The sequence below is a fragment of the Rubrivirga sp. genome, from assembly GCF_965213695.1.
In the GTDB taxonomy this organism is placed as follows: Bacteria; Bacteroidota; Rhodothermia; order Rhodothermales; family Rubricoccaceae; genus Rubrivirga.
In genome coordinates, this window is the sequence record NZ_OZ243912.1 from 2,553,966 (window position 1) to 2,566,471 (window position 12,506).

Annotated in this window: 9 protein-coding genes; 3 read left to right on the forward strand and 6 right to left on the reverse strand. The window is 73.3% G+C overall.

From position 1 onward, the window contains the following. Positions 1 to 210: 210 nt before the first annotated feature. The 4 genes from rpsA to ACOOHE_RS11290 form a co-directional block, all read right to left on the reverse strand. Entirely contained in the window at positions 211 to 3,150 is a 2,940-nt protein-coding gene (gene rpsA / locus ACOOHE_RS11275) for a 30S ribosomal protein S1 (RefSeq protein WP_420454179.1), read from the reverse strand. A 163-nt stretch (positions 3,151 to 3,313) separates the two neighbouring features. Beyond that, positions 3,314 to 4,000, reverse strand: coding sequence for a (d)CMP kinase (gene cmk / locus ACOOHE_RS11280; RefSeq protein ID WP_420454180.1), 687 nt, complete (start codon positions 3,998 to 4,000; stop codon positions 3,314 to 3,316). A 90-nt stretch (positions 4,001 to 4,090) separates the two neighbouring features. Beyond that, positions 4,091 to 4,720: a hypothetical protein gene (locus ACOOHE_RS11285; RefSeq protein WP_420454181.1), complete on the reverse strand. Its 630-nt coding sequence runs from the start codon at positions 4,718 to 4,720 to the stop codon at positions 4,091 to 4,093. Beyond that, positions 4,717 to 7,020 carry a DPP IV N-terminal domain-containing protein gene (locus tag ACOOHE_RS11290; protein ID WP_420454182.1) on the reverse strand — a complete coding sequence of 768 codons (2,304 nt, stop codon included), beginning with the start codon at positions 7,018 to 7,020 and terminating at the stop codon, positions 4,717 to 4,719. Before ACOOHE_RS11290 ends, ACOOHE_RS11285 begins: the two co-directional genes overlap by 4 nt. 164 nt (positions 7,021 to 7,184) lie before the next feature. On the opposite strand from ACOOHE_RS11290, the gene ACOOHE_RS11295 reads away from it, so the two are divergent. After that, a complete protein-coding gene (locus ACOOHE_RS11295; protein WP_420454183.1) occupies positions 7,185 to 7,574 on the forward strand; it encodes a hypothetical protein in 390 nt (129 codons plus the stop codon). Here the strand turns inward: ACOOHE_RS11295 and ACOOHE_RS11300 are convergent. Together ACOOHE_RS11300 and ACOOHE_RS11305 are read right to left on the reverse strand one after the other, a co-directional pair. Then, on the reverse strand, positions 7,546 to 9,012 hold the full coding sequence (locus ACOOHE_RS11300; RefSeq protein ID WP_420454184.1) for an ATP-binding protein: 1,467 nt from the start codon (positions 9,010 to 9,012) through the stop codon (positions 7,546 to 7,548). The genes ACOOHE_RS11295 and ACOOHE_RS11300 overlap by 29 nt on opposite strands. Before the next feature lie 200 nt (positions 9,013 to 9,212). Beyond that, complete coding sequence (locus tag ACOOHE_RS11305; RefSeq protein ID WP_420454185.1) at positions 9,213 to 9,929, reverse strand: response regulator transcription factor; 717 nt, start codon at positions 9,927 to 9,929, stop codon at positions 9,213 to 9,215. Between the two features lie 142 nt (positions 9,930 to 10,071). Between ACOOHE_RS11305 and ACOOHE_RS11310 the strand changes: the two genes are divergently transcribed. Beyond that, entirely contained in the window at positions 10,072 to 10,758 is a 687-nt protein-coding gene (locus ACOOHE_RS11310) for a hypothetical protein (RefSeq protein WP_420454186.1), read from the forward strand. A gap of 2 nt (positions 10,759 to 10,760) precedes the next feature. Next, the gene (locus ACOOHE_RS11315) at positions 10,761 to 12,503 is read left to right on the forward strand and encodes a DUF1800 domain-containing protein (RefSeq protein WP_420454187.1); all 1,743 of its coding nucleotides are present in this window, start codon (positions 10,761 to 10,763) and stop codon (positions 12,501 to 12,503) included. Positions 12,504 to 12,506 lie beyond the last annotated feature (3 nt).

Consider the following 12,506-nt stretch of genomic DNA (forward strand, 5'->3'; position numbering starts at 1 on the left):
AGGGACACGACTCATCGTGTCCGCGAGGTAGCCCGGGAGGCAGACACGACACGTCGTGTCCCTACGGCTCCCCTGGATCACGTCCGTCGGACTTGGTACGAGGGGTGGCCTCAAACGGAAGCGGGGGCCCGGGGCTCCCACTTCGGCCGCACAAAAAAAGGCGGCGGCCTCCGAAGAGACCGCCGCCCGGTTGCTGGACGTCGACGGCGACTAGGCCGTCTCGTCCGTGTCGAGATCCTCGTCGACGTCGGCCGCGGCCTTGCCGAGCTCCGTCTCGGCCGAGGGCCCGTCGGACTCGGACCCGTAGGCCTCGTCGACGACCTCGCCGGCCGGCTTCGACAGGACCTCCGGGACCTCGACCTCGGACGGGTCGTCCACCGGCCCCGTGTATTGGGGCTCCAGGACGGCCTCGGTCGTGTTCGGCGTCTCGTCCTCGAGGGCCGCCTCGGCGGCACCCGCGGCGCCCTCGGTCTGGAGCCCGCCGGACTTGATCGCGGCCTGGTTCTTCTCCGACGGCGGGAAGTTGCCGCCCTCCTCGGGCCGCTGCGAGCGGTCCTGGGGGGGGTTCTGGCCCGACCGCGTGTCGCCGTCGGGGTTCACGTCCATGTCGGGGTCGGTCCCGAAGTTGGCCCGGTTGTCGGTCCCGACGGCCCCCTTCATGTCCGAGTCGGCCCCGGAGACCGTCTCGATCGGGTCCTGCTCCTCGGGCTGGGCGGCCTCGACGGGCTTGGACTGGGCCTCCGACGGCTCGGCGCCGACGGCCTTGGCCTGGTTGGCCTCGGCCGCCGCCATCTGCTGGCGGAGCGCGGCGAGCCCGGAGAGCTCGCCCAGGGTCGCGGGGCCGGACTGGTTCGAGCCGTAGGACTCGACCTGCTTCCGCTCCTCGCGCTCCTGGTTCCGCTTCTCGCGGAACTCGGCGTCGCGCTCGGCGCGCTCCTCGGCCCGGGCCTTGGCCGTCTCCGACATGACCAGCTCGCGGTCGTCGCGGTCCATCCGGATCACCTGGAGCTCGAGCTCGTCGCCGATCTGGTAGGCGTCGGCCGGGCGGCCCGAGCGCAACAGGTGCGACGCCGGCACGAACGCCTCGACGTCCATCGGGAGGTCGACCACCAGGCCGCCGTCGTTGATCTCGGCGACGGCGCCGGTCGCCTCGGACCCCTCGGTGTAGACCTCGGCCACCTTCTGCCACGGGTCGGTCGAGACCTGCTTGTGGCCGAGCGAGATCCGCCGCTGGGCGATGTCGATGTCGAGGACGATCACGTCGAGCTCCATCCCCTTCTTGACCACCTCCGACGGGTGCTTCACGCGCCGCGTCCAGGACAGGTCGGAGACGTGGACGAGCCCGTCGATCCCCTGCTCGATCTCGACGAAGGCGCCGAACGTCGTGATGTTGCGGACCTTCCCGCGCGTGACCGTCCCGACCGGGAACCGGTCGAGCAGGCCCTCCCACGGGTCGGGCTCGAGCTGCTTCATGCCCAGGCTGATCTTCTTGGTGTCCTCGTCCACCTTCAAGACCTTGACCTGGACCGTCTGGCCGAGCTGGACCTTCTGGGTCGGGTGCTTCACGTGCTCGGTCCACGACATCTCCGAGATGTGGACGAGCCCCTCGATGCCGGGCTCGATCTCGACGAACGCGCCGTAGTCCGTGATCGAGACCACGCGGCCCTCGATCTGCATCCCCTCGACGATCCGCTCGGCGAGGTTCTCCCACGGGTGCTCCTGGAGCTGCTTGTAGCCCAGCGAGATCCGCTGGCGCTCCTTGTCGTAGTCGAGGACGACGACGTTCAGCTTCATGTCGAGCTCCAGCACCTCGCTCGGGTGGCCGACCCGGCCCCACGAGATGTCGGTGATGTGGAGCAGGCCGTCGACGCCGCCCAGGTCGACGAAGGCGCCGAAGTTGACGATGTTCTTGACCTGGCCCTCCAACACCTGGCCGACCTCGAGCGAGTCCAGGATGTGCTTCCGCTGCTCCTGGAGGTCCTTCTCGATCAGCGCCTTGTGGCTGATCACGACGTTCCCGTTGCCCGGGTTCGTCTTGACCACCTTGAACTCCATCGTCTTGCCGATGTAGACGTCGAAGTCGCGGACGGGCCGGACGTCGACCTGGGAGCCCGGGAGGAAGGCCTCCGAGCCCAACAGGTTGACGATCATGCCGCCCTTGATCCGCTTGACGATCTCGCCCTCGATGACGGCGCCCGACTCGAGCGCGCCCTCGAAGATGTTCCACCGGAGCTTGTGGGTGGCCATCGTGTAGCTCAGCGTGAGCTGGCCCCGGCGGTCCTCCAGGCGCTCGACGTAGACGTCGATCTGCTCGCCGAGCTCCGGCACCTCGCCGAACTCGTTCTTGGCGACGACGCCGTCGGACTTGAACCCGATGTCGACGACGACCTCCTTGTCGGTGAGCCCGACGACGGTGCCGGTCACGATCTGGTCGGCCTCGACGGCCGAAAGGGACCCGCTGTAGAGGTCCTCCATCTCGTCGGGGGCCTGGCCCTGGTCCATCACCTGCGACGACGCGCCGATGCCGGAGACGCCGGCGTTGCGGGCGTCGACCTCGTTGAGCTCGTCGATGGAGATGGTCCGGCCGAGGTCCTTGCCGGTGTAGCCGAGCGTGGCCGCCGTGCTGGCGCCGTCGCCCGACGGGTCGCCCGACGGGGCGGGGTTGACGCGGTCGGCCACGGCGCTGACGGCGTCGGCGGCGGCGTGGGAGACCGTGTCGGCCACCTTCTTGGCCGCGTCGCTCGCGGCGTGGGCGACGTCGGAGGCCACGTGCTCGACGGCCTCGACGGCGTCGGAGGCCGCGTGCTGGACGGCGTCGGCGGCGTCGGAGGCCGCGTGCCGAATCTTGTCGAGGACGCCCTCGCCGTCGGGCTCCGGGGACGAGTCCTCCAGGGTCGCGTCGGCGTCTGCGGACGCGGGGGCGTCGACGCCGTCGAGGGTCGCGGCGGCGCCGTTGTCGACGTCGGAGGCGTCGGGACCCGGGAGCGGGCCGCCGGTGGGGGCGGGGTCGGCGTTCTCGACGGCCGTGCCGTCGGGGGAGCCCTGGGGCTCGGCGGGGACCGCGGCCTGGGCCGCAGCGTCGGTCGTCGCGAGCGACGGGGCCGAGGGGGCGCCCTCGGCGGGCGTCAAGTCGTTGGTGTTGTCTGCCATAGGAGGGTGTCGGCGGCCGGCCGCCCTGACGGGCAAGAGGCGTGGCCGGCGCCGCGGGGATCAAACGGGAGAAAAGCGCTCGGCGCGGTGCCTCTGTCCGGCCTTGGCCGGGGCGCGCAGAGCGAGGGGTGCGTCAGACGACGCGGGCGTCCGAGGACGCGGGCTAGGCCGAGGACGCCCGGGCGCGGCGGACCGCGTCCAAGACGTGCTCGACCTGCTGGTCGATGGTGAGGGCCGTCGTGTCGAGCGTGACGGCGTCCGCCGCCGCCCTCAGCGGGGCGATGGCCCGGCTCTCGTCGCGCAGGTCGCGCGCGGCGAGGTCGGCCCGGACCGTCTCCAACGCCGCCGGGGCGGCGTCGGGTCCGTCGGCGAGCCGACGGCGGGCCCGGGCGTCGAGGTCGGCCACGAGAAAGAACTTGACGTCGGCGTCGGGGAACACGACGGTGCCGATGTCGCGGCCCTCGACGACCACGCCGCCGTCGGCGTGGGCCGCCTGGTAGCCACTCGCGACGCGGCGCTGCAAGGCGACCATCGCCGCGCGGACGGGCGCCAGCGCGCTCACGCGCGAGGCGTCGGCCGCGGCCTCGGCCGTCCGGATCCGGTCGGTCACGTCGGCGCCGTCGAGGGCGACGCGCGTGCCGGCCGGGCCGGGGTCGAGGCGGACGTCGAGGGCCGGGACGAGGTCGACGGCGGCCTGGTCGGTGACCGGGAGGCCCCGCTCGCGGAAGGCGAGCCCGACGGCCCGGTACATGGCACCGGTGTCGAGGTAGAGCCACCCGAGCCGGTCGGCCACGCGCCGGGCCGTCGTGCTTTTCCCGGACCCGGCGGGCCCGTCAATCGCGACGATCACAGTGCATGCTCAGGGGAGCCCACGAGTATAGGGCCCGCGCGGGCCGGTTTCGATGCGGCCGGTGTGAGGAAGCGGTGAGGGCGGCGACCGTCACCCGTCGTCGCCCTCGGCCTCCCGAGCGCACGCCTCGTGGTCGCCCGTCTCGTTGAGGCAGTCGATGAACGCGAGCGTCGCGGCGGCCGGCCGGACGCCCCACCGCGCCCGCTCCTCGTCCGTGACGGCGTCGAGGTCGGCGTTGCCGAGCGACCACACCATCGTCTCCTCACCGTGGCCGTGTGCCCCGTCGGGGTCGCCCTCCGACGTGCCGATCCGCTGGGTGCCGTAGACCTGGGGCCGGCCGATCGACTGCTGCCAGCGGTCGTAGGCGCGGGGGACGAGCCACCGGGCCGGCTCGTGGCCGTGCTCCTCGACCGCCTTGCGCGACCAGAGGTAGGCCCGGTAGTAGTCGTAGGGCCGCCCGCGGTGCTGGAGCACGAGCGCCGCGTGGTAGTGGTCGGCGCCCGTCCGGAGGCGGAGGCGACCGGCGAGCTCCTCGACGCGCACCTGGCGGACCGAGTCGCCCGCCGCGACGGCCGGCCAGTCGAGGTCGCTGGCCGAGAGCGCCCGGCGGTCGGCCTGGTCGGCCTCGGCGAGCGCCTCGAGCTCGGCGCTGACGGCCGCGTCCGACTGGGCGACCGCGGGGACGGCCAGCAGGATCAGGAGGAGCGCGAGCCGTCTCATCGGACCGCCATCAGGTCCATCCCGGCCAGGTTCTCGGCCACGTACTCCGTGAGCAGCGTGAACAGGTGGCGCCGCGTCGCGCCGCCGTAGATCCCGTGGTTCCGGCCGGGGTAGATCATCAGGTCGAACTGCTTGTTCTCGGCCTGGAGCGCGTCGACCATCGCCATCGTGTTCTGGACGTGGACGTTGTCGTCGGCGTCGCCGTGGACGATCAAGAGCTCCTGGCCGTCGGCGAGGTTGGCGGCGTAGGTCGTCGGCGAGCCGAGGTCGTAGCCCTGGGGGTTCTTCTGGGGCGTCGAGAGGTAGCGCTCGGTGTAGATCGTGTCGTACTGGCGCCAGCTCGTCACGGGCGCGACGGCCATCCCGAGGTGGAAGGTCTCCGGCCCCTCGCCGTACGTCATCGCCAGCAGCGAGAGGTAGCCGCCGTAGCTCCAGCCCCAGATCCCCATCCGGTCGGCGTCGACGAACGGCATCGCGCCGAGGTGCTGGGCGGCGGCGATCTGGTCTTCGGCCTCCAAAATCCCGAGCCGGTTCTGGGTCAGCGTCTTGAACGCCTTGCCGCGCCCGCCCGTCCCGCGGTTGTCGACGCCGGCCACGAGCACGCCGTAGGTCTCGGCGAGGTAGTGGTGCCACAGCCGCTCGGTCCCGCCCCAGCGGTTGTACACCTCCTGGCTGCCCGGCCCGCCGTAGGTGTGGATCAGGAGCGGATACTCGCGCGACGGGTCGAAGTCGCGGGGCTTGATGAGGTAGGCGTTGAGCGTCGTCCCGTCGGCGCCGGGGACCTCCATGAACTCGACGGCCGGCAGGTCATATGCCGCGAGCCGGTCGATGAGCGCGGCGTTGTCGACCAAGACGGCCAGCCGGTCGCCGGTCGTCCGGTAGAGCGCCGTCGTGGCCGGCGTGGTGCTCGTCGAGTAGGTGTCGACGAAGTAGTCGAAGTCGCGGCTGAGGTCGACCGAGTGCCAGCCGGCGCCGGTCGTGAGCTTGGTCGGCGTGCCGCCGTCGAGCGGGACGCGGTACAGGTGCCGTTCGAGCGGGCTCGCGGCCGTCGTCGTCACGTAGGCCACCCCCTCGGCCTCGTCGACGCCGTGGAAGTCGGTGACGTCCCACGGGCCCCTCGTCACCTGGCGGACGAAGTCGCCGTCGGTCTCGTAGAGGTAGAGGTGGCCGAACCCGTCGCGGTCGCTCCGCCAGACGAAGTGGTCGCCGTCGGCGAGGTAGGTGATGGTGCCCGTGGCGACGTCCGAAAACCCGGTCTCGACCTCGATGTACGAGTCGTTCTCCTCCTCCAGGATCTGGTCCACGTCGCCGGTCGCCGGGTCGCCGTAGAGGAGGTCGACGTGGTTCTGGTCCCGGTTGAGCCGGAGCATCCAGACGTCGGCGGTGCCGTCCTCTAGGGCCGGCGTCCAGCCCATCCCGGCGATGTACTCGGTCTCGTCGCCGCCCTCGAACCAGGTGTCGGTGTCGAACCACGTCGTCTCGCCGGTCGCCACCTCGACCACGCCGACGCGGATCTCGGCGTTCGTCTCGCCGGCCTTGGGGTAGCGGAACTGCGTCGTCTCGGGGTAGAGCGTCCGGAAATCGGTCATCTGGAAGTCCCGGGTGCCCGTCTCGTCGAGCTGGAAAAAGGCGATGTGGCGGCCGTCGGGGCTCCACCGGAACCCGTCGCGGAGCCCGAACTCCTCCTCGTAGACCCAGTCGAACGTCCCGTTGATGACGCCGCCCTCGGTCCCGTTCGTCGTCAGCGGCCGCTCGACGCCCGTCTCCAGGTCGACCACGAACAGGTTCCGGTCGCGGACGAACGCGACGTGCTCGGCGGCCGGGTCGAACTTGGCAAACATCTGGAAGCCCGCGGCCCGGCTGGCGACCGGCGCCAGCGAGCCGTCGCCGAAGTCGTAGACGTAGTAGTAGCCCTTGGTGTTGAGCCGCCAGACCTGCTCGGAGTCGGTGTAGAGGAGCGCCCGCGAGCCGTCGGCGGAGTACTCGTAGTCCTCGATCTCGATGAGCCCGTCGCCGTCGGGCAGGCGGAGCGTGGCCCCGTCGATGAGCGTCCGGCGGCCGTCGGTCGTCAGGTCGAGCTCGACCAGGCGCGACGCGCCCGACTCGCGGTCCGTGTCGACGTACAAGAGCCGGGCGCCGGTCTCGGCCCAGCGCCCGCCCTGGAAGCCCTCGCCAGAGAACTCGGGGCTGGCGAACAGGGTCTCCAACGTGAGCCGCTTCGGCCCGTCGGCCGGCTGGGCGACGGCGACGAGCGGCGCCAGGACGGCGAGGAGGACGAGCGGCGAGAAGCGGTGGCGCATGGGGAGCGGTGCGGTGGGACGGGCCGAACGGGGGCGGAACGCGCTAAAGTACGCGGCCGGCCGAGCGCTGGAGCCCGGCGCCCGCCGACCTCGTGGGGGCTGCGAATCGCCTTTCAGGCAAAGGTCGTACGAGCCCAGGTTGCCGTCTCCCTCGCGAGCCTCCCATGCGACCGCTCCTCCTCACCTTTCTCCTCGCCCTCGCCGTGGCCGGGTGCGACACCGGCGGCCCGACCGAGAAGACCTACCCCTCGGCGGAGTCCTTCCCAGCGGTGGCGGTCGTTGATCTGTTCGAGGTCGCGCCCGGCCGGTACAACGTGGAAGCGGTCGTCGTCCAGGTCTCCGTGTGCCCACCGGACGCGATCTGCGAGATCCCCGACTCGATCCTCGTCGCCGACGCCGTCTACGAGGACCCGGTCGCGCCTGCCTTCACGCTCTTCGTCGAGGACGCCCGCCAGTTCCGCGAAGGTGGTCGGTATCGGTTCTCCGTCGAAGCCTTCGACGCCGACGGTGGGCCGCCGTACGCGATCAGGCTTCTGGGTTACGACCGCTTGTAGGCAGCGTCAGCCGGAACGTGGCCCCCTCGCCCGCCGCGCTCTCGGCCGCGAGCGCCCCGCCGTGGGCCTCGGCGACGGCCCGGGCGATGGCGAGGCCGAGCCCCGTCCCGGCCCCCCGCGTCCGCGGCCCGTCGCCGCGGTAGTAGCGCTCGAACACGTGGGCGAGCACGTCGGGCGGCATGCCCTCGCCCGTGTCGGCCACCTCGAGGGTCGCCTCCGACCCGGTGGCCGACGCCGTCAGGCGGACCGTCCCCCCGGCCGGCGTGTGGCGGCGGGCGTTGTCGAGCAGGTTCGCCAGCGCCCGCGCGAGCCGGGCGCCGTCGGCTTGGACGACGGGCAGGCCGGGCGGGACGTCGACGTCGAGCGCGACGCCGTCGGCGGCGAACGCGCGTGCGTGCTGGCGGCCCACGTCGGCGACGAGCTCGCCGAGGGGGACCGGCTCCAGGCGGAGCGACTGGTCGGGCCGGTCCAGGACGGACAGCTCGAACAGGTCGGCGACGAGCGCGGCGGCGCCCTCGGCCTGGCGACGAGCGGCAGCGACGGCCTCTTCCACGTCGTCGGTCCGGCCCTCGCTGGCGAACCGCTCGGCCTCGTCGAGCGTGACGCGGAGCGCGGCCAGCGGCGTCCTCAAGTCGTGGCCGACGTTGGCGACCAGCTCGCGGCGCAGGCGGTCGGTGTCGCGGAGCGACTGGATCGAGGCCTCGACCCGGGCCGCCATCTCGTTGACGGCGCGGGCCAACCGGCCCAACTCGTCGGGGCCGGCATCGGGGAGGCGGTCGGCGTAGTCGCCCTCGCCCAGCCGCTCGACGCGCCGGGTGACCTCGCGGACGGGCCGGAGCAACCGGGCCGAGAACAGGGCGCCCAGCAGCAGCGCCAGCGCGACGGCGACGGCGACCGTGACGGCCGTGGCCCGCCAGAACGCCCGGACGGTCCCGCTCCGCTCCTCCGCGACCGTCTCGCGCAGCGGCCGAACCAGGAGCGCGCCGGCGGGCAGCCCGTCGGGCGCCAGGATCGGGGCCAAGCCCCAGCCGCCGCCCGGCGCGTCGAGGTCGACGGCGACGCGGCCGGCGTCGAGCGCGTCGAGCGCGGCCGGAGGCACCTCGGGTGCCGGCTCGTCGCCGAACGTCTCGACGGGCGCCCCGGCCTCATCCAAGAGCGCGAGCGGGTCGGGGAACCGCGTCCCCAAGTCGGCCCGGAGGCGGTCGCCGATCTCGACATCGCCGAACGGGCCGATCTCGGCCCGGGCCTCGACCTCCTCGGCCACGGCGTCGAGCCGGAGCCGCAGCGTGCCCGCGAGCAGTTCGGCGCTCCGGTCCTGGGCGAACACGCCGCTCAGCACGACCGCCAGCAGCGCCGTCGCCACCTGGGCGCCGACCAGCACGCCGGCCACCTTCCAAAACGCCGACGTGGGCCCGTGGCCGTGTGGACGCTCACTCATTGGACCCCGGGCTATCGCAACCTCGCCCCGTCTTGTCATCCTGAACGCAGTGAAGGATCTCGACGCCGACGGTGGAGACCATCGGAGCCGGCGCGGCAGGTCTCGGAGTCCGAGGTGAGATCCTTCGCATTCGCTCAGGATGACATGGTAGACGAGGTTGCGATGGCCCTGTCATCGGACCCCGGGCTCACGAGTCCACGTCACTCGGCGGCGAACTTGTACCCGACGCCCCACACCGTCCGCACGAACGCCGGGTTGCCGGGGTCCGCCTCGATCTTGGCGCGCAGGCGTTGAACGTGGCTGTCGATGGTCCGGTCGTAGCCCTCGTAGGTGATGTCCCAGATCTGCTGGAGCAGCTGGCCCCGCGTGAACGGCCGGTCCGGGTGCCGCGCCAGGAACAGCAGCAGGTCGAACTCGCGGACCGTCAGGTGGACCGGCTCCCCGCCGACCGTGACCTCACGGCGGACGGGGTCGACGGCGAGCGCGCCCGCCGTGATCGGCGCCTCGCCGTCGTCGGCCGGACCGGACGCGAGCTGCTCGCGGACCGCCCGCACCCGGCGCAGGGCCGACCGGATCCGGGCGACGACCTCTTGCAGGCTGAACGGCTTCGTGACGTAGTCGTCGGCGCCGACCTCGAGCCCGACGACGCGGTCGAGCTCGTCGGCCCGGGCGGTGAGCATCAGGATGGTTAGGAGCGGGTGGTCACTGCGGAGCCGGCGGCAGACCTCGACGCCGTCGAGCCCGGGCAGCATCACGTCGAGCACGACGAGGTCCGGGACGCGCTCGGCGACGGCGTCGAGCGCGTCGGGCCCCGTCGCGGCCGTGGCGACGTCGTAGCCGGACTCTTCGAGGCGGCGGGCCAGCGTCTGGCGGAGGTCGTCGTCGTCCTCGACGACGAGGAGGGAGGCGGGGGCCATGGCGGATCGGGGGACGGCGGCAAGCTAGGCGCGCCAGCCGGCCGCCCGGCTCGGGGCGCACAAGCGGGACGGAGTCGCCACGGTTCCGTGACATGGAGGGCGGGTCCGGTGCGTTCTTGGCCCGTCCCCTCCCCCCGCTCGCGTGCGGATCGCCGTCGTCCTGCTCGTCCTCGCGGTGGCCCCGGCCGTCGCCCAGCCCGCGCCGGGCGCCGTGCTCGATGCGTGGCGCGACGGCTGGCGACGCGCGTCGGCCGGCGTCGACGCGGTCGAGATGCGGGAGGAGACCGAGTGGACCGTCGATGGGCCGCGCGGGCGGTCGCTGGTCGAGGCGTGGGGCCGCGTCCGGCTCGGCAGCGGGCCGCCCGAGCGCGAGGTCGACCGGGTCCGCGTCGACGGACAGGACGCGGACCCGGAGCGCGGACGTGGCCAGGGCCGCCGGTGGCAGCGCGCGTTCGGACCGGCCGGGCGCGAGGTCCACGCGCCGCCCCGCCTGCCCGGCGACGTCCTCCGCAACGCCCGCGGGCTCGGCATCGCCGCCGACCGGCTCGGAGGCGAGCCCGCCTGGCGCGTCGACCTCGACACGCGCGCCGACCGGGCCGAGGCGTGGTTCACGCGCTCCGAGACGCCCCGCCTGCTCGCGATGCGGCTGGTCGGCCGGCGACCGCGCGGGGGCCGGATCGAGCGCGAGGTCCGCTACGTCCGCGTCGCCGGCCTCGACCTGCCCGCCCGGGCCCAGACCACGTTCACCGCCCGCCAGCGACGTCGCCTGCGCGAGTACTTCGTGACCCTGACGGCCGTTGGGACGTACTCCGGCCACACGCTCCGCTGACGATGCGCCTGTCCCTCCCCTACGCCGAGGCCGGGCTCTCCGACGAGGGCGCCGCCGCGCACGCCCTCGACCGGCTCGGCTACGGCCCCCGCCCGGGCCAAGCCGCCGAGGTCGCCGCGCGCGGCGTCGAGGCCTGGGTCGCCGAGCAGCTCGGGCCGCCCGCGCCGGACCCCGACCTCGACCGGCGGCTGGCCGCGGTCGACTTTCTCGGCCGCTCGGCCGAGGACGTCGTGACGACGTACCCGCCGCCGAACTACGCGCTCCGGCTGGCCGTCGCCCGAGGCGACCTGCCGGACGGGTTCACGCCGCGCGACGCCGAGATCCGCGACCGCCTCGACGCCTGGATGGAGCAACAGGGCATGCGCCCGCTCCGCCAGCTCCGGCTCGACGTCGTCGAGGCCAAGCTGACCCGGGCCGTCCACAGCCGCGCCCAGCTCCGCGAGGTCCTGGCCGACCTGTGGTTCAACCACTTCAACGTCGACGGGCGCGGGCAGGCCATCGCCTACGTGGCCTCGTACGAGCGCGACGCGATCCGCCCCCACGTGTTGGGCCGGTTCCGCGACCTGCTCGGGGCGACGGCCCGGCACCCGGCGATGCTCGGCTACCTCGACAACGTGAGGTCGCGGGCCTCGGCGGGGACGCCCGTCGCCCACGGACGCGCACCGCGCGAGGGCGGGCTCAACGAGAACTACGGCCGCGAGCTCCTGGAGCTCCATACCCTCGGCGTCGACGGCGGGTACTCCCAGGACGACGTGGTCGCCGTGGCCCGGGCGTTCACCGGCTGGACCGAAACCCCGACGCGGGGGCGCCCGGACGCCATCGCGCGCCAGCGCGAGTTGATCGACCGGCTCGACCGGCGCGGTGTCGGGCTGGTCCGCGACGGGCTGTTCCTGTTCCGGCCCAACTGGCACGACGCCGAGCCCAAGACGGTCTTGGGCCAGACGCTGCCCGGTGGCCGAGGGATCGAAGACGGCGAGGACGTGCTCGACCTGCTCTCGGCCCACGACGCGACGGCCCGCCACATCGCCCACACGGTCGCCGTCCGGTTCGTCGACGACGATCCCGACCCGGCCCTCGTCGGCCGCCTCGCCGACGTGTTCCGCCGGACCGACGGCGACCTCCGTGCCGTGATGACGGCGCTCGTGGAGGACCGGGCGTTCTGGGACGCCGCGACGTCCGGCCCGGACGGGTCGCCGTCGAAGGTCAAGACGCCGTTCGAGTTCGTCGCGAGCGCGTTCCGGGCGACGGCGACGCCGGCCGGCGGGGTCCGCCAGGTCGGCCGGGCGCTCCGTGACATGGGCGAGCCGGTGTTCCACGCCGAGCCGCCGACGGGCTTCCCCGACCACGCAGCGGCCTGGGTCAACGCCGGCCTGCTCCTGACCCGGATGAAGCTGGGCTTGCAACTCGCCGCCGGCCGGCTCCGCGACGTCGAGCCGGACCTCGACGCGCTCACCGGAGGTCAGCAGCCCGAGTCCGTCGACGCGGCGCTCGCGACCTACGTCGCGGCGCTCCTGCCGGGCCGGCCGACGGCGCCGACCGTCCAGCTTCTTCAGCCCATCGTCCGCGAGCCGGCGTTTGCGCGGCGCGTGGCCGAGGCCGCCGGCCAGGCCGAGGCCGCGACCGCCACGACGCTCGACGACGACGGCGCCTTCGACGACGCCGCGCCCGCCCCGTTCGACCCCGACGACACCGCCGCGTTCGTGGTCGGCGTCGTGCTCGGCTCGCCCTCCTTCCAGCGCCAGTAGCCC